This is a genomic window from Paraburkholderia sediminicola (assembly GCF_046026855.1).
GTDB lineage: Bacteria > Pseudomonadota > Gammaproteobacteria > Burkholderiales > Burkholderiaceae > Paraburkholderia > Paraburkholderia sediminicola_A.
This window is the reverse complement of the sequence record NZ_JAQQET010000025.1, coordinates 72,361-90,074: the sequence shown is the minus strand read 5'-3', so window position 1 is coordinate 90,074 and position 17,714 is coordinate 72,361. Positions and strand designations below refer to the sequence as shown.

At 62.1% G+C, this 17,714-nt stretch carries 17 protein-coding genes; 10 read left to right on the top strand and 7 right to left on the bottom strand.

The window, feature by feature from the left end:
• Nucleotides 1-302 precede the first annotated feature (302 nt).
• Entirely contained in the window at nt 303-4,514 is a 4,212-nt protein-coding gene (locus PQR40_RS25670) for a CheR family methyltransferase (RefSeq protein WP_408336678.1), read from the top strand.
• A 103-nt stretch (nt 4,515-4,617) separates the two neighbouring features.
• Here the strand turns inward: PQR40_RS25670 and PQR40_RS25665 are convergent, their stop codons facing one another.
• The 4 genes from PQR40_RS25665 to PQR40_RS25650 form a co-directional block, all read right to left on the bottom strand.
• A complete protein-coding gene (locus tag PQR40_RS25665) occupies nt 4,618-5,637 on the bottom strand; it encodes a class I fructose-bisphosphate aldolase (RefSeq protein WP_408510089.1) in 1,020 nt (339 codons plus the stop codon).
• Nucleotides 5,638-5,701: 64 nt separating this feature from the next.
• Nucleotides 5,702-6,022, bottom strand: a complete 321-nt coding sequence (locus PQR40_RS25660; protein ID WP_408224746.1) for a thioredoxin family protein — start codon at nt 6,020-6,022, stop codon at nt 5,702-5,704.
• Between the two features lie 198 nt (nt 6,023-6,220).
• Nucleotides 6,221-6,508, bottom strand: a complete 288-nt coding sequence (locus PQR40_RS25655; RefSeq protein WP_408392390.1) for a hypothetical protein — start codon at nt 6,506-6,508, stop codon at nt 6,221-6,223.
• Nucleotides 6,509-6,563: 55 nt separating this feature from the next.
• A complete protein-coding gene (locus tag PQR40_RS25650) occupies nt 6,564-6,980 on the bottom strand; it encodes a MarR family winged helix-turn-helix transcriptional regulator (RefSeq protein ID WP_408224752.1) in 417 nt (138 codons plus the stop codon).
• Nucleotides 6,981-7,165: 185 nt separating this feature from the next.
• Between PQR40_RS25650 and PQR40_RS25645 the strand changes: the two genes are divergently transcribed.
• The 5 genes from PQR40_RS25645 to PQR40_RS25625 all read left to right on the top strand — a co-directional run bounded on the left by PQR40_RS25645 (nt 7,166) and on the right by PQR40_RS25625 (nt 11,787).
• Entirely contained in the window at nt 7,166-7,546 is a 381-nt protein-coding gene (locus tag PQR40_RS25645) for a DUF2628 domain-containing protein (RefSeq protein ID WP_408510088.1), read from the top strand.
• 86 nt (nt 7,547-7,632) lie between these two features.
• Nucleotides 7,633-8,097: a hypothetical protein gene (locus PQR40_RS25640; protein ID WP_408225267.1), complete on the top strand. Its 465-nt coding sequence runs from the start codon at nt 7,633-7,635 to the stop codon at nt 8,095-8,097.
• Nucleotides 8,098-8,269: 172 nt separating this feature from the next.
• Nucleotides 8,270-9,592, top strand: coding sequence for a sugar efflux transporter (locus PQR40_RS25635; protein ID WP_408392396.1), 1,323 nt, complete (start codon nt 8,270-8,272; stop codon nt 9,590-9,592).
• Between the two features lie 437 nt (nt 9,593-10,029).
• A complete protein-coding gene (gene gnd / locus PQR40_RS25630) occupies nt 10,030-11,067 on the top strand; it encodes a phosphogluconate dehydrogenase (NAD(+)-dependent, decarboxylating) (protein ID WP_408224761.1) in 1,038 nt (345 codons plus the stop codon).
• 15 nt (nt 11,068-11,082) lie between these two features.
• Nucleotides 11,083-11,787, top strand: coding sequence for an HAD family hydrolase (locus tag PQR40_RS25625; protein ID WP_408484463.1), 705 nt, complete (start codon nt 11,083-11,085; stop codon nt 11,785-11,787).
• Between the two features lie 126 nt (nt 11,788-11,913).
• Here the strand turns inward: PQR40_RS25625 and PQR40_RS25620 are convergent, their stop codons facing one another.
• Nucleotides 11,914-12,450: an ankyrin repeat domain-containing protein gene (locus PQR40_RS25620; RefSeq protein WP_408225270.1), complete on the bottom strand. Its 537-nt coding sequence runs from the start codon at nt 12,448-12,450 to the stop codon at nt 11,914-11,916.
• Between the two features lie 93 nt (nt 12,451-12,543).
• Nucleotides 12,544-12,669, bottom strand: a complete 126-nt coding sequence (locus tag PQR40_RS25615) for a hypothetical protein (RefSeq protein WP_325047661.1) — start codon at nt 12,667-12,669, stop codon at nt 12,544-12,546.
• A 307-nt stretch (nt 12,670-12,976) separates the two neighbouring features.
• On the opposite strand from PQR40_RS25615, the gene PQR40_RS25610 reads away from it, so the two are divergent.
• From PQR40_RS25610 to PQR40_RS25595, 4 genes are all read left to right on the top strand, one after another.
• A complete protein-coding gene (locus tag PQR40_RS25610; RefSeq protein WP_408224767.1) occupies nt 12,977-13,099 on the top strand; it encodes a hypothetical protein in 123 nt (40 codons plus the stop codon).
• Between the two features lie 32 nt (nt 13,100-13,131).
• The gene (locus PQR40_RS25605; protein ID WP_408210780.1) at nt 13,132-13,338 is read left to right on the top strand and encodes a hypothetical protein; all 207 of its coding nucleotides are present in this window, start codon (nt 13,132-13,134) and stop codon (nt 13,336-13,338) included.
• A gap of 385 nt (nt 13,339-13,723) precedes the next feature.
• Nucleotides 13,724-16,117, top strand: a complete 2,394-nt coding sequence (locus tag PQR40_RS25600; protein WP_408510087.1) for a phosphoketolase family protein — start codon at nt 13,724-13,726, stop codon at nt 16,115-16,117.
• Nucleotides 16,118-16,129: 12 nt separating this feature from the next.
• Nucleotides 16,130-17,293 carry an acetate/propionate family kinase gene (locus tag PQR40_RS25595; RefSeq protein ID WP_408510086.1) on the top strand — a complete coding sequence of 388 codons (1,164 nt, stop codon included), beginning with the start codon at nt 16,130-16,132 and terminating at the stop codon, nt 17,291-17,293.
• A 2-nt stretch (nt 17,294-17,295) separates the two neighbouring features.
• Here the strand turns inward: PQR40_RS25595 and PQR40_RS25590 are convergent, their stop codons facing one another.
• Nucleotides 17,296-17,556, bottom strand: coding sequence for a BON domain-containing protein (locus PQR40_RS25590; RefSeq protein ID WP_408224776.1), 261 nt, complete (start codon nt 17,554-17,556; stop codon nt 17,296-17,298).
• Nucleotides 17,557-17,714 lie beyond the last annotated feature (158 nt).

Here is a 17,714-nt window from a genome sequence, read left to right as displayed (position 1 = left end):
CGGCGCGTTCGGCTGCGTTCTAAGCGTTTCAGGCCTCGCGGCACATCCCTTGCTGACAGCCTGATAAGGCGCGTATTGGGCCGATGGTTCCCGCGGTTCCAGTGAAGCAGCGACGGATGCCCGGAACGGTCCGATCCCTCAGACCTTTTTACGTCCGGATCACGCGGTCAAAGTCGCGCGCTTAAAGGCATGCCGACCTTTGCAATGCGGCGCAACACACGCGACAATGCGAGCGGAATCAGCAGGGGCCCATCGTGGTAAGAAGATGAGGCGGCCCAGGACGCAGCGCACAAGGAATGAGTATGGCGGGCAGTGAAGCAGGGGCGTCTCCGACGAAAACGCAGTCGACTGCGCAGGCGGGCAGCCCAACGGACGCACAACCGGGCACCGATAGCGCGAACGCCAACGCGGCGGCCACGCGCGCGCCTGGTATCAGTTCGCTGGACTTCCCGGTGGTCGGCATCGGTGCCTCCGCGGGCGGCGTGCAGGCACTGCTGCGCTTCTTCGAGAACACACCGTCCGATATAGGCATGGCCTTCGTCGTCGTGCTGCATCTCTCTCCCGACCATGTCAGCAGCGCCGACCAGGTGCTGCAGCACGCCACCGGCATGCCGGTGCGCCAGGTGCAGCATGCCACGCAGGTCGAAAAAAATCATGTCTACGTGATTTCGCCGTCGAGCGATCTGTCACTCGAGGACGGCCATCTGACGTCCGTCGAAACCGACCGGCCGCGCGGCCGCCCGATCGCCATCGATCTGTTTTTTCGTAGCCTCGCCGACGCGCACCGCGAACGGGCTATTGCGATCGTGCTCTCGGGCACGGGGGCGGACGGCGCGACCGGCATTGGCCGCATCAAGGAGCAGGGCGGCGTAACGATCGCGCAGGACCCGGCGGATGCCGAATACCCGGAAATGCCGCAGAACGCGATGGCGACGGGCATGATCGACCTCACGCTGCCGGTTGCGGAGATGCCGCGCAAACTTCGCGAGCTCGCTGACAACGCTCGCGCGATCCGTTTGCCGTCCGCTGACGACGAACCCGAAACGCTCACTGCCGCGCAAGCCAATCCGGCCTCGGCCGCCGAACGGGCGTTGCTCGGCGTGCTCGCCACCTTGCGCGCGCGCACCGGCCACGATTTCCGTCACTACAAGCGCGCCACGATCCTGCGGCGGATCGAACGCCGTCTGCAGGTCAACGGCATTCCCGATCTGCAGGCGTACCAGGACTATGTTCTCACGCATCCAGACGAAACACCGGCGCTCCTCAAGGACATGCTGATCGGCGTGACCAACTTCTTCCGCGACAGCGAAACGTTCGAGGTGGTCGCGCGCGAGATCGTGCCGAAGCTGTTCCAGAAGAAATCCGCGGACGACCCGGTGCGCGCCTGGGTTGCCGGTTGCGCGACCGGGGAAGAAGCCTACTCGCTGGCCATGTTGCTTGCCGATCATCCGGAGCGGCACGAAGGGATACCGGTCCAGTTGTTCGCGACCGATATCGACGAGCGCGCGATTGCTTTCGCCCGTGCGGGCCTCTATCCCGAGTCGATCACCGCGGATGTCCCCACACAGCGCCTGCGCCAGTTCTTCACGCCGGAGCGCGCGCACTTTCGCGTCTCCAAAGTCATCCGCGAAAAGGTATTGTTCGCGGTGCACAACGTGCTGCGCGATCCACCGTTTTCGCGTGTCGACCTGGTATCGTGCCGCAATCTGCTGATCTATCTCGATCGCAGCGTGCAGAGCCAGGTACTGCAAATGTTTCACTTTGCATTGCAGCCCGGCGGCTATCTGCTGCTCGGCAGTTCGGAATCCGCGGAGGCTGCGGGAGAACTGTTTACGCCGGTCGATAAAAAGAATCGCATTTACCGCGCGAACGTGGTTACCAGCGCCGTGCGGCCGCCGATCAGCATGCCGGTCGTCCAGCACGGCGGGGTGAGCGCCACCACCAGCGCCGAACCCGCGCCGCCGCTGCCGCAGATCCTGCCTTTCGCGGCCTTGCATCAACGGATTCTCGAGCTGTACGCGCCGCCGAGCGTCGTAGTCGATACAGATGCGAACATCCTGCATATGTCCGAGCACGCCGGCCGCTTCCTGCGTTTCGCGCGCGGTGAGCCGTCGTACAACCTGATCATGCTGGTAAATCCGGCATTGCGCCTGCAACTGCGCGGCGCACTGTTCCAGGCCATGCGCAGCAATAGCGAGGTCGCGACCTCGCCGATCGAGTTCACGTCCGAAGCGCACGTGCGGATCATCGTACGCCCGTACCGGCGCACCGAGGATTCACCGGAATTCGCGCTGGTGCTGTTCGACGAAAGCGCGGCCGGTGTGCCTGTCGCAACCGTTCAGGCGGCCAGTCCGGCTGCACAGGATTCGCTGCTGGGACACCTCGAGGACGAACTGCATCGCACGAAGCAGGAGTTACGCTCGACGGTCGAACAGTCGGAGGCTTCGACTGAGGAGCTCAAAGCATCGAACGAAGAGTTGCAGGCGATTAACGAGGAACTGCGCGCGGCCACCGAAGAACTGGAGACCAGTAAGGAAGAACTGCAATCGTTGAACGAGGAATTGTTTACCGTCAACGCCGAGTTGCAGGCCAAGATCGAGGAAACCAGCAAGGCCAAAGACGATTTGCAGAACGTGATCGCCTCGACCGGCATCGCGACGGTGTTCGTCGATCGTGCGATACGCATCAAGCGCTATACGCCGGCTGCGACCGATCTGTTCAACGTGATTCCCTCCGACGTGGGCCGCCCGCTGCACGACATCACGCACCGGCTCGATTACCCGCAGTTGGCCGAGGACACAGCCACCGTCTTCGAATCGCTGCAACTGATCGAACGTGAGGTTCGCGGCGTTGACGGCCGCTATTTTCTGACGCGCCTCTCGCCGTACCGCACGACGGACGATCATATCGAAGGCGCGGTGCTGACCATCGTCGATATCACGGCATTGCGGCGTGCCGAGCAGTTGGTGCGCATGGGTGAAGAGCGTTTGCGTCTCGCCGCGCAGAGCACCAACGACTTCGCGATCATCGTGCAGGATATGGACGGCCGCGTGGTGACGTGGAACAAGGGGGCGGAGCGGATCTTCGGCTACAGCGAGAGCGAGATGACAGGGCAGTTGCTCGACCACCTCTATCTACCGGAAGAGCGCGAGGCCAACGAACCATCGGTAGAACGTCAGCGCGCGCTGAACGACGGCCGCGTCGAAGACGAGCGATGGTACATCCGCAAAGGCGGCGCGCGGCTTTATTGCAGCGGCGTGATCACACCGGTGTCGTCGGAAACGTTCAGTGGTTTCGCCAAGATCGTGCGCGATCTGACACAGCGCAAAGGCACCGAGGCACTCGAACAGCGCAAGATTTCTCTTGAGCGCTCGGTGCGCCAGAAGGTGGAGGCGGCTAGCCGTCTGAAGGACGAATTCCTCGCGGTGCTGTCGCATGAACTGAAGAACCCGCTGAACCTGATTCACGTGAAAGCGGACATGCTGGACCGCGCGCCATCCACGCAAGGTCTGCCGGTGGTGCGCGATGCAGCCGACGCGATTCGCCGCTCGGTGGTCAGTCTCGCCAAGATCATCGACGATCTGCTCGATCTGTCGCGCGTGCGCACCGGCAAACTGGCGCTGGAGCGCTCGCGGGTGGACATCGCGGCGATCACGGCGCTGGTGGGCAGCGCGATCGAGGCGGATGCGCTGGCGCATCAAGTGAGCGTGACCTTGCACGGCGTGGCCGAGCCGTTCTTTATCGACGCCGATGCCGTGCGCTTCGAGCAGATTCTGTGGAACCTCGTTAGCAACGCGGTGAAGTTCACGCCGCAGGGCGGGCGGGTGAGCCTGACGCTCTCGCGTGAAGACAGCTATGCCTGTGTCGAGGTGCAGGATACGGGGCGCGGCATCGAGCCCGGTTTTCTGCCGAACGTGTTCGACATGTTCAGTCAGGCCGAGGGGGCGCATCGGCGCCGTAGCGGTGGGCTGGGTATCGGGCTCGCACTCGTCAAACAGCTCGCCGAAATGCATGGCGGCCATGTGAAGGCGGAATCCGCGGGCGTCGGGAAGGGCGCGCGTTTTCGTGTCTGGCTGCCGGCCGACAGCACGGTGACGGAGCACGAAATCCACGACACGCCAGGCGACGCCGACTTGCTCAAAGGCATGAGGATTTTGCTGATAGACGACGCGGTCGAAAGTTTGCAGGCGTTCCAGAGCCTGCTCGAACTCGAAGGCGCACAAGTGTGGCCCCAGACCAATGGCGCCGACGCGCTTGCTATCGCAGCTCATCAACCGTTCGATCTGATCCTGTCGGATATCGGCATGCCGGGCATGGACGGCTACGAACTGATCGCGGCGCTGCGCAAGCTGCCGGCTACCGCTTCAGTGCCTGCGCTCGCGCTGACGGGCTTCGGCCGGCCTCAGGATGCTACGCGTGCAATCCGCGCCGGCTACGACGGTCACATCGGCAAACCGGTTTCGCTGCAGGCGCTGCTCGACAAGATTGCACGCGCAACCCCCAGGAATCGTTGAGTTGCAAGTGATTTTCCCTCGCGACGACTTCGGTTGAAGCCTGTTCGACAGGGACCACGCTTATCGAAAAGCGGCGGCATACGCGGACCGCTCGTCGTAGAGGCTAGCCTTTTTCCTGCGCTGCGTCGTACTTGCCGAGCGCCGCCGCGCTGTTCAGACGGGCACGTTTGAGCAGCGCATCCTGTGCGCCTTTCACATTGCTCGCCTGTCCCTTCCATGCTTGCAGTGGCGGTTCCTGCAACGCGCGGCCATACGAGAAGCTCAGATTCCACGGCAGCGGCCCAAGGCGATTCATGGCATCGAGATTGGCCGTTGCCTCTTCCGGCGTTTGCCCGCCGGACAGGAACACGATCCCCGGCACCGCCGACGGCACCGTGCGTTTGAGCACCCGCACGGTGTGCGCCGCGATATCCGAAGTAGACGACTGCTGCGCATGTTCAGCGCCCGCCAGCACCATGCTGGGCTTCAGCAGAATATGTTCGAGCACCACGCGATGCCGCTGCAGCGCGCTAAACACTTCGTGCAACACGGCCTCGGTCACTTCCGCGCAGCGTCCGATGGTGTGATCGCCGTCCATCAGCACCTCCGGCTCGACGATCGGCACAATGCCCGCTTCCTGCGAGATCGCCGCATAGCGCGCCAGCGAGTCGGCATTCGCTTCGATGGCGAGGCGGCTCGGCAAGCTCGCCGTGATGTTGTAGACCGCGCGCCATTTGGCGAAGCGCGCGCCTTGTCGCTTGTAGTCGGCGAAACGCCTGGCGAGGCCGTCGAGACCTTCGGTGATTTCGTCCCCAGGGGCGAGCGCAAGCGGAATCTTGCCGAGGTCCACCTTGATGCCGGGCACAACGCCGTTTCTGGCGGCAAGTTGCGGAAAAGGCGTACCGTCGTCCGCTTTCTGCCCAAGTGTTTCTTCGTAAAGGATCACGCCGCTCACGAATTCGCCAAGACCCAGCGTGGTGAGCAGCAGGTTGCGATAGGCCCGGCGGTTTTCCTCGCTGGATTCGAGACCGATCGTCTTGAAGCGTTTGGCGATGGTCGGGCCGCTTTCGTCGGCGGCGAGAAGACCTTTGCCGGGTTGGACCATCGCATTGACGGTGGCTTGCAGCTCGCTACGGGTGTCCATGAGGTGTGCTCCCTTTAATCCGGTTTGCGGATGAAGTCTTGCAGGTGTTTGAGCGCCGCGCCGGTCAGAGCGAAGCGAAAGCCTCAACGATGTCCGCGGCATTGGCTGGGCGTACGATGCGGGCGACTTCGGCGCCATCGCGCATGAAGATCAGCGTGGGCCAGAGTTTGACCTTGAAGGAGCGGCCAAGCGGACGGCCTGGGCCGTCTTCGATTTTCAGATGCCTGATGCCGGCATGAGGTTCGAAGGCTTTGGCAATCGACGCTTGCGCCCCCTGGCAGTAGCCGCACCAGTCCGTGCCGAATTCTATGACCATGGCGCCCGGCAGGGCGTCGATCTCGGCTCGGGAAGGGGCGTGGGAGGAATAGGGTTTTGGGGTTGCCATGGGTGCTCCGGTGCTTTTACCTACGCAGACAGCGGTTTCCTGTTGCGCAGGGCTCTGCTGCGTGTGGATTTAGCAAAAGAGTATCAGCTATGGCCGGGATCGTCAGTGACGGGGGCAGGGGTGCTTTCCCGTGCCGTGCGCGGGCTTGCATCGATCCATGGGCCCCACCGTCCGCGTCCGAAGCGCAACGCAGGCCAGTCATCGCGTGCACTGCTCAGCCGCAAGCGCTAAAACATCCTGCTCAGCGGGGTTCTGGAAAAAATCTTCGACACTCACGTGCTGCTCATCCGCCAGGGCTTGCAGGCAGCGCTCGTTATTGCTGCGCACGGCAGCCGGCGCGCAAGCAATCGCGATGCCCAGCAAGATACAAAGCGACAACCCGATCGCGGCGCCGAAAATCCAGTTTGCCGAGATTCGCGTGCCGCCTGAAAATCTTCCCGTGCCGTTGCGGGTTGTCGCGTTACGCTGACTCGCCAGATGGTCCATTCGATACTCTCCCTATATAGTTAGCAAGACAACTATTTGCTTAAAAAAAAGCGCCTCAGTCGAGCGCTTTCCGCACGCCGTGCATTGACGTAACGGCCGCCTCGAACAACTCGGGCCCAATCCGGGCACGCAGATTCTTCGCAATTTGCGCACTGGCTTCGTTGATAGGCCGTTCAAGCGCTTTGCCCGCCCGTGTGGCATGCACCCGCCATTCGCGCCCATCGGTTTCGCCCTGGCGGCGCTCCACCAGTCCCTTGTCGCTCAGGTTATCGATCAGCCGCGTCGCGGTGGGGCGGGCAATGCCCAGCAGATCGGCCACCTGGCTGCTCAGGCAACCGGGCGTAGCCAACACGACGCGCAACACGAACCCCTGCGGCGGCGTCAGCCCGAATTCGGCGTACACGGCACCCCATTCGCGCTCGGCAAGCCGCGCCAATGCGGATGAATTGAAGTAAAGACAATGATCGAACATGGATGCTATTGAAACGCAAAATGGTTAGCAAGGCAACTAAAATTCAGCGTCTTATTGAAGCCATTAATTGAAGCCACCAGCGCTTGTGTCGTCGCGTAAATTTCAGACAAACGCATGTTCTTGCAAGCGTGACATGTTAAACGTCATGATTCGTTCTAGCGGCGTCATCGTGTTCAGGAAAGGAAATGGCAGAAAGGATCTATCTTCAGTACCCCGGCAAGGACGAAACGGTCGCGGTCGCCACCGGTTTCAGCTGGGGCGCGTTGCTGTTGGGCTTCGTCTGGGCAATGTCGAAGAGAATGTGGTTTGCCACTTTCATCATGCTGGCGGTCAATACGCTGCTGTTTTTCTCGGGCTTGTGGGGTGAAACGATCGGCACGATCGGCCTGGTGCTGTCCGTGCTGTTCGGCGTGGTCTGCGGTGCCTACGGCAACCAGTGGCACCGCTGGACGCTCGAAAAACGTGGATATGTGGTCGTGCAGCCGGCAGGCGAGGGGCGTCTGGCGGGAGCGGATATTGCTCAACCTCAGGCCGCGCGTGCAGGTCCGCCAAAGCAAGTCCCCTGAAGCACGCCGCCTGGTCTTCCCCGCCGTCATGGAGGCATTCGATGCCAATTGCAATCGCCATAAGCACGTCCGTCCTGTCTGCCGCCATGCTTCGTCGCAGCCTGCTGTGCGCGGCGCTCGTCTCGTCGTTCTGCGTCGCGCCGCTTGCACATAGCGCCGATCCCGCTGCCGCGCCCGCGCCTGGTGCACCGGTCGCGGCAGGCACGCAAGCGGCCATGCCGGTCGCAGCGTCGGCTACCGCGCCCGACGACACCTTCCTGCTCACCATCTTCCTGCGCCACGACGAATCGAAGCCGCTGCCGAAAATCAACGACCAGTTGCGCGCGCAAGGATTCTTCAAGACCTTTCCGCCGCCCGGCATCGAGGTGGTGTCGTGGTACGTGATGATGGGTATCGGCCAGGTGGTCACGCTGCGCGTGCCGGCCAGCCGCCTGCGTGAAGTCAACCGGGCCATCGAGACGACCGCGTGGGGCGGTTATCGCACCGAGTTCTATCCGACCTACGATTACAAAGCGCAAGCGCAGCAAATGCGCGCAACGGACGGCAAGTAGCGTTGTCTATGCCGTCAGTTCGTCTGCAACGGCACGCAACACAGATTTGGGATGCGGGACTGCGGGTTTACGTGCCTGCAAGCCAGGCCGATAATGCCCCGGTTGTTCCGGCCACGAAGTCCGCAGTGCGCATCGCGTCGCGGGCTCGCTCTCCCTGACCCACCGCCACCCCGTGTTGAAAACCTCCCGCTTTTTCGACCAGCTCCGCATCCCCGGCTTCAAGCCTCTGGCTGCCGCCACCCTTATGCTCGGCGTGGCGATGTCGTTCACCGCTCCGTATCTGTCGCTGTTCGGCGTCGAGCGCGCCGGCATGACGCCGCTCAAACTCGGCATATTCATGACGCTGATCGCCGCCAGCGGGGTGCTCGCCAGCACCTTCGCCGGCCGGTGGAGCGATGCGAGTGGACGGCACCGGCCGCTATTGCTGGCGGCGCTGGTAGCCGCCGCGCTCGGCTATCTCTGTTTATGCGTGGTGCGTGATTACCGGCTGTTGCTGGTGGTGGGCATTGTCTTTATCGGCGCGGGCGGCTCGGCCATTTCGATGGTGTTCTCGTTCAGCCGTGCGGCGCTGCCGGTGCCCGATCCCGCGGAGCGCGCGTTCGCCAGCGCCACGTTGCGAACGATCCTCTCGGCCGCGTGGGTGTTCGGTCCATCGGTGGGCGCACTGGTGCTTGCCGGCGCCGGTTTCTACGGGCTCTTCCTGTTCGCGGCGGCCAGTTTCGCGGCCTGTGCGACCATCGTCTGGCGCATGCGGGAGCCGCAAGGCCATCTGGGCGATCACACCGTGGAAGACACGGCCTCGGAGCCGTCGGCCTCCATCACCGTGCCGCCGCTGACCGCGCCCGGCGACGAGGCGCATGAGGACCTGCCGGGCGTCGCCTCGCCGAACGATATCCGCCGTGCCGTGGCCGCGCTCACCCTGCTCGGTCTGGCCGCAAACGCCACCATGATCGTGCTGCCGCTTTACATCGTGCACGGCCTGAACGGCACGCATCTCGACGTGTCGGTCATGCTCGGCCTCGGCGCGCTGATGGAGATTCCGATGATGCTCGCGCTCGGCGCGAAGTCGTCGACGCTGCACAAGCCCAGCTGGCTGGCGGCCTGCGCGGCGGTCCACGCCGTGTATTTCGTCGCGATGTCGCTCGCGGGGTCTGTCCACGTGCTGATTCCGATGCAGATGCTCAACGCGTTCGTGGTGGCGGTGACCTCGTGCCTCGGCATGACTTACGTGCAGGATCTGATGCCGCAATCGCCCGGCCGCGCGACCGCGCTGTTCTTCAATGCGGCGCGGGTCGGCTCGATTCTCTCCGGCGTGTTATCGGGTTTGCTGGTGCAGGCATTCAGCTTTCGCGGCACGTTCCTGTTCTGCGGTTTGCTGGCGCTTTGTGCACTGGTGCTGTTCGCCGTGCCGGGTTATCGCTATCCGCAGATGTGGCGCGCGGTGCAGCGTTTTGCGCGCACGCAATACGGGAAGTTTCAGGCACGGCGGCGCTAGGGTTTTCAATTCCGTTTGCAATTCCGTTTGCAATTCCTGTGCTGCACGCGCTTCGCGCCGCCCACATCCATCCCCAGGCCCAAAGGCGGCGCCCGCGAAAACATCCATCCGATCGCCTGCCCAAAGTGTAAGAAGGCAGTTAGCCAAATCGAAGCCTGCGTCTTGACTACGGCTCACTCCGATGCACGTCGGGAACTTCAGGCTGCGCAAAACCTCTGCAAAGAAGCGTATCGTCGTTTGATGCAGGCGGGAATGCCCGATTCACTGCACGGGCGATCCGGGACTGCTACCGTGTGTCCATCGGATCACGGCAACGCAACGCCAGCAACTGGCAACTACAGTTAGGAAAGCCACTCGCCGCAAGTCAAGCGCGCGGCATGGCCGCAGTAGGTCGAATCAGATCGGGCAGCGCAACGAGACACTTTCCGGAGCGAGATATGCAGCTAGGCATGATTGGATTGGGACGCATGGGCGCGGACATGGTGCGACGCCTGACGAAGGGCGGTCAGCAATGTATCGCTTACGACGTGCAACCAGCAGCGGTGGACAAGCTGAAACAGGACGGTGTAGCAGGCGCAGCCTCGCTCGAGGACCTGGTCGCGCAGTTGCAGAAACCGCGCGCGGTGTGGCTGATGGTGCCCGCGGCGGTCGTCGACAAAACGCTTGAGAACCTGGTGCCCTTGCTGGAACCTGGCGACATCGTGATCGACGGTGGCAACTCCTACTACCACGACGACATTCGCCGCGGCGCCGAACTGGCCAAACGTCAGCTTCACTATGTTGACGTCGGCACGAGCGGCGGCGTCGCGGGACGCGAGCGTGGCTACTGTCTGATGATCGGCGGCGAGGCTGAAGTCGTGAAGCGGCTCGAACCGATTTTCTCGACGCTCGCGCCGGGCGCGGGTTCGGCGCCTGCCACGCCGGGCCGCACAGCCAACGCCAGCACGGCCGACCAGGGCTTCCTGCATTGCGGACCGCAGGGTGCGGGGCACTTTGTGAAGATGGTCCACAACGGCATCGAATACGGAATGATGGCCGCGTATGCCGAAGGCCTGAACATTCTGCGCCACGCCGACGCCGGCAAACACGCGCGCGAAGCCGATGCCGAAACGTCGCCGCTGCGCCGTCCCGAGCTTTACCAGTACGAATTGAATCTCGCCGAGGTCACCGAGGTATGGCGGCGCGGCAGCGTGATCGGTTCGTGGTTGCTGGACCTGATCGCAGGATCGCTCGTCAGTGACGCCGATCTGCAAAGCTACGCCGGACGCGTATCGGATTCGGGCGAAGGGCGCTGGACGGTGGCGGCAGCGATCGACGAAGGCGTGCCGACGCCAGTGCTGAGTGCGGCGCTGTTCGCGCGTTTCAGCTCGCGGGGCGATGCGGATTTTGCGAACCGGGTGTTGTCGGCCATGCGGCACGACTTTGGCGGTCACGTCGAGAAAGCGGCCACACCGGCCGATGGGCACAAGAGCTAATTCACGGGAGCCGCAATGGAAGCCACCAGCGCCAAGCCTCACGACGTCGTGTTTCTGTTCGATTGCGATAACACGTTGCTGGACAACGATCATGTGCTCGCGGATTTGCGCGCCCACATGACGCGGCAGTTCGGCGAGCAGAACAGCACGCGGTACTGGGAAATCTTCGAGGACCTGCGCGCAGAGCTGGGTTATGCCGATTACCTGGGCGCGTTGCAGCGGTATCGGCAGGAGCATCCGCGAGACACGAACCTGTTGTTGATGTCGTCGTTTCTGATTGATTATCCGTTTGCGAACCGGCTTTATCCGGGCGCACTGGATGCGATCCGGCATGTCTCGCAGCGAGGGCCTGCGGTGATTTTGTCCGACGGAGATGTGGTGTTCCAGCCAAGGAAGATTGCCCGCTCGGGCTTATGGGACGAGGTCGAAGGGCGGGTTTTGATTTACATCCATAAGGAGCAGATGCTCGATCAGGTGATGGAATGTTATCCGGCCCGGCACTACGTGATGGTGGATGACAAATTGCGGATTTTGACAGCCATGAAGAAGAGTTGGGGTGAACGGCTGACGACGGTTTTTCCTCGCCAGGGGCATTACGCTTTTGATCCCAGGGAGATTGCAAGCAATCCGCCGGCGGACGTGACGGTTGAAAGGATCGGGGAGCTGGCCGGGATCGATCTGGATGGTTTGCTGAGTGGAGGCACTGCGGGAGGGGCTTAGGCTTTCTGCCTTTCTGGCGGCGTTGCGCGTGCGTGTCAGTGCAAAGAACGCAGGCTTCGCAACGGAATTGATGAAGCTGAGTAGCTGTGTAGCGACGCTAGCGCGCTACACAGCTACGTTTAGCGCTCAGGAACCCGCTTTCTTTAATTGCGCGGGCGTATCCGTCGCCCCCATCTTGTTGGCGGCATCCAGCGGGGTGAATCCACTCGCGTCTCGCGCTTGCGGATTCGCACCGTGACTGATCAGCAGGTCGACGATCTCCGTGCGGTTGAACATCGCTGCAATCATCAATGCGGTGCGGCCATCGGGCGACGCGCCTTCGACATCCGCGCCGTGCGCGAGCAAGGTTTCAATGACAGCGTTGAACCCCTTGAAAGCAGCGCCCGCAATGGGTGTCTGTCCGTTGTCGTTACGCAGATCCGGATCAGCCCCGTGCTCGAGCAGGGCGCGTACCGCGTCGACGTGACCGTGATAGCTCGCCAGCATGACAAGACTGTCGCCCTTATCGTTGCGCAAATTCGGCGGCACGCCTTTTTCGATTACTGTGGCGAGCATAGCGGCATCGCCGCGCCGTGCGAGATCGAAAACTTCATGCGCCAGTTCGATCAAGGCCGGATCGATCTCCGGTTTGGCGGGCGGGGAAGATTCAGCGTGGTCCGTCAATGCAATCTCCTTGCAATAGTCCTGGCCGCCAGGCGGCACGGGAAGATCGTTCAGGATACACATTTTGCGCCGCTGACGCCCGCCCAGTGGTGGCTACAGCTTGCCGAGCACCGTTACCAGCAATCCGAACACGCCCACCAGAACGGCGACGCCCGCGCACAACAGCACGAGCGAGAGAACAAGAATCAGGGGCGCTTTGAGGCGGCTGGGTGTCGACATGGTGGCTGTTCAGATGATGGGCGAGCAGGACAGGACGCGCCAGATGCGGTCCGCCGTCGCGCATTTAGCATGGCGAGCTTAGCCGCATTCACTTAATGCTCGCTTAAAGTCTAGCGCAAGACCGGCAGCCTCCGGCGAGCCGACTGTCCAACAGCGTACAGACTTATCGTCCAAATGAGAGCATGATCCTTGCTTGGCGCGCGGCGAGAACGGGTCTATTCAACGTCAGCCATGCGCGCAATCGGTTGCCCACCTTCGCGTCGCAGGCGATAAAACGCTGTGCGGCCGGCGGGCTAAAGGAAAAATCATGACATCCGCAATCTGGGGCACCCTGGCCGGTATAGCGCTGATGTTCGGCGCTTCGATGTACCTGCGTCAGCTTCGTCTCATACACCGCCCGGATCGCCGCTGGACAGGCAAGAAACGTTGATTCGTCCTACATCCCCGAAAAAAGGAGGCCCTATGTCACCTGTACCTACCCAAAAACGCTCGCCATCGCCGTTGCGCCCAGCCGATTCGCCAGGCGCCGTGCGCGACCGCCGCGCTGAACTTGGCCGCGCCGACGAAGCGCGCGCCGAGCAGCGTGAACAGGATGATGCGCGCAACGACCCCAATGCCAGCAAATGGCGCTACCGTCCGCCACAGCGCGAGGAGAAAGAGCAGGAGTAACGCTTTCAACTGAACACCAGCGAATGAACAGACGAACGGGCGCTAGCCAACGTTCGGGCCGGCAATCGGATCGGCCACTCCATTGTCCATGCACGATCCACGCTTCCCACGCGTGCACGAAAGCGACGCACGTACGTCGCAAGATCAAGGTTCGAACGATCCGTCGAACCATGACGTATGCTTCCTGTCAGACCCCTGACGATTCCCGGCCCGATTCCCGAAAGCCCTGAGCAACGGAGCTTTGCCGGAATGCTTGCGTCATGTTGCGTTATGTCATGCGCATGACATAACGGCCGGCATGGCTGGCTTCTCCGCCGGCCACGTCACGAACAATCGCTGCAGCACCCGCTAACCTGCCTGACAGTCCTTTCCAAGGAGTGACGCCATGGCCGAAGCAACCACCCGTCCGACCCCGCCGAAAACCCTGGAACCCGAAACGTTGCGCAAAATGGACCGCTACTGGCGCGCCTGCAACTACCTTTCGGCCGGCATGATCTATCTGCGCGACAATCCGCTGCTGCGCGAAGCGCTCAAACCCGAACACATCAAGAACCGCCTGCTGGGCCATTGGGGCTCGGACCCAGGGCAAAGTTTCCTGCTGGTGCATCTGAACCGGCTGATCAAAAAGCTCGATCTGGACGTGATCTATATCGCCGGCCCGGGCCATGGCGCGCCTGCTACGCTGGCCCACTGCTACCTCGAAGGCCACTACTCGGAAATCTATCCCGACCGCAGCGAAGACGAAGCCGGCATGCGGCGCTTTTTCCGGCAGTTCTCGTTTCCCGGCGGCATCGGCTCGCATTGCACACCCGAAACGCCGGGCTCGATTCACGAAGGCGGCGAACTCGGCTATAGCCTGTCGCACGGCTACGGCGCGGCGTTCGACAACCCCGATCTGATCGTCGCGGTGATGATCGGCGACGGCGAGGCGGAAACCGGCCCGCTTGCCACTTCATGGCACTCGAACAAATTCCTCAACCCGATTCGTGATGGCGCGGTGCTGCCGGTTCTGCATCTGAACGGCTACAAGATCGCCAACCCGACGATCCTCGCGCGCATTCCCCGCGAGGAACTCGAAGCCTTGCTGACCGGCTATGGCCACAAGCCGTATTTCGTCGAAGGCGACGACCCTGACACCATGCATCAACAGATGGCCGCGACGCTTGAACAATGTATCGGCGAAATCCGCGCGATCCAGCAGCATGCACGCGAGGCCAATGACGCAACGCGGCCGCGCTGGCCGATGATCGTGCTGCGTTCGCCGAAAGGCTGGACCGGCCCGAAAGAAGTCGACGGCCATCAAGTGGAAGGCTCGTGGCGCGCGCACCAGGTCCCAGTGCTCGACCCGGTTACCAATAGCAGGAGTCTGAAGCTCGTCGAGAGCTGGCTGCGCAGTTATGAACCGGAGTCGCTATTCGATGAAGCAGGGCGTCTGGTCGAAGAGCTGCGCGAACTGGCGCCCGTCGGCACGCGGCGCATCAGCGCCAATCCGCATGCGAATGGCGGCATGCTGTGTAAAACGCTCGACATGCCGGCGTTTCGCGACTACGCGGTGGCCGTAAAAAAACCCGGCGGCTCTTACACGTCGCCCACTGAGGTGCTCGGCACGTTTCTGCGCGACGTGATGCGCAAGAACATGACGAACTTCCGCGTATTCGGCCCCGACGAAACCGCCAGCAACAAGCTGACGGCCATCTACGAGGCCTCGGAGAAAACCTGGCTGGCCGAAACCATGACAAGCGACGCCGACGGCGGCGAACTCGCCGTGGACGGCCGCGTGATGGAGATGCTGAGCGAGCACACGCTCGAAGGCTGGTTCGAAGGTTACGTGCTGACCGGGCGTCATGGTCTTTTCGCCACCTATGAGGCGTTCGTCCACGTGATCGATTCGATGTTCAACCAGCACGCCAAGTGGCTGGAGAAAGCAAAGCGCGATCTCGGCTGGCGGCAACCGGTGCCGTCGATCAACCTGTTGATCACGTCGCTGGTGTGGCGCCAGGATCACAACGGCTTCACGCACCAGGACCCGGGCTTTCTCGATGTTGTCACCAACAAGAGCCCCGACGTGGTGCGTATTTACCTGCCTCCAGATGCGAATTGTCTGTTGAGCGTCGCCGATCATTGCTTGCGTTCGCGCGACTACGTCAATGTGATCGTCGCCGACAAGCAGCCGCATCTGCAGTATCTCGACATGGAATCGGCCGTCACGCATTGCACCAAGGGCATTGGCATCTGGGATTGGGCGTCGACGGATCAGGGCGTCGAACCGGACGTGGTGATGGCGTGCGCGGGCGACATCGCGACAATGGAAGCGCTCGCCGCCGTGCAGATTCTGAAGGAGCGCTTTCCTGAGTTGAAGATCCGCTTCGTCAACGTGGTCGATCTGTTCCGCCTGATGCCTGAGCATGCGCATCCGCACGGCCTGTCCAGCCGCGATTTCGATTCGCTGTTCACCACCGGCAAGCCGGTGATCTTCAACTTCCATTCGTACGCGTCGCTGGTGCACAAGCTGACGTACAACCGTACCAATCACGACAATCTGCATGTGCACGGCTACCACGAGAAAGGCAACATCAACACGCCGCTCGAACTGGCGATCATCAACCAGGTCGACCGTTTCTCGCTGGCTATCGATGTGATCGATCGCGTGCCGGCGCTGCGCGGCGTTGGCGATCACGTGAAAGAGTGGCTGCGCGGGCAGATCATCGAGCATCTTGCTTATGCGCATGCCGAAGGCATCGATAAGGAAGAGATCCGCAACTGGACGTGGAAGGGTTAGGCGGAGCGTGCCATGGAGACTCATGAGAAGACCAGCGACCCGACGCAGCCCCCGACGATTCTGGTGCTGAACAGCGGGTCGTCGTCGCTGAAATTCGGGCTGTTTACGCACTCCGGCGGTGACGAAGCATTGCTGCTGGAGGGCAGCGCCGAAGGTATTGGACGGGACGACGGCAGCCTGCGCATCAAGTCGCCCGACGGCCGCGTGCTGGTGCAACAGGAACATGTGATGCAGTCGCAGACCGACGCGTTGCAGAAGCTCGCGCGCGTACTGGCGCAACAGAAGCATGAGCGGCCCACGGCGGTGGGGCATCGCGTGGTGCATGGCGGCCCGCATTTGCGAACGCATCTGCGATTGACGCCTGAAGTCCGGCAGCGCTTGCAGGACGCCGTGCACTTCGCGCCTTTGCATATTCCCCCGGCGCTGGCGCTGATCGACGAGGCAACGAAGATTTTCAGCGATGCACAGCAATTCGCCTGCTTCGATACCGCGTTTCACGCGACGCTACCGCCCCGCGCGGCGCAGCTTGCGTTGCCGCGCCGCTATGTGGATGCGGGAGTGATTCGTTATGGCTTTCACGGGCTGTCGTATGAATCGCTGGTGAAGCGGCTCGGCGCCGAATTGCCGCCGCGTGCGGTATTCGCTCACCTGGGTAACGGTTCGAGTTTATGTGCGTTGCAGGACGGCAAATCCATTGATACATCGATGGGATTAACGCCGACCGGCGGCGTGCCGATGGGCACGCGCAGCGGCGACCTTGACCCGGGCGTGCTGTTGTATCTGATGCGCGTGGAGAAGCTCGATGCCGACGCGCTGGAGACGCTGTTGAACCGCCAGAGCGGCCTGGCCGGTTATGCCGATGGCGAGAGCGATATGCAGGCGCTGGAGAAGTGCGCCGCGACGGGCGATGCGAATGCGTCGCTGGCGCTGGATGCGTTTGCTACTGCTGTGCGCAAAACGATTGGTGCTTACGCGGCTTTACTGGGCGGGATCGATTTGCTGGTGTTCACGGGTGGCATTGGCGAACACAGTGAGGAGATTCGCAGACGCGTGTGCGAGGGGCTTGCGTTTTTGGGGCTAGCGGAAGGTGATCCGGCGAGCAAGGTGAGGGCGATTCACACTGAGGAAGAAAAGCAGATTGCGAGGCATTGCAGGAGGCTATTGCAGGCGGGTTGATGCTAATTTGCCTTGATCGTGGAGTGATCGGAAACACCGGTGACACCGAACAAACGGGAGACGTCTTCGAGTGCAGCAATTCGTTGCTGTTCATGTGGAAGGATGCCGAGCAGGGTGATGCGCCCGTGTGAGACTTTGACTTGCAGGGTATTGGGGGGCACGGCGGCATCCCAGGCCAGGCGCCGTGCAGCTTCTACGGCGATCTGTTTATCGGAGAGGCGCGTGCCTGCGTTTCTGCGCGTGGTGTGGCGGGATCTGGTCATGAAGATTCCATCGAGAGGGACACCGATTAGAGAACACTAGCAGATGCAGCGGGTTTTGCCCTGGCGGCGCTTCACTCCGGATAAGCATCCAGGCAGGGCAGCCCTGCCTGGACCATCGCGAAAGCGCTGCAGATAGTTCTAAACAATGTTTTGCGATC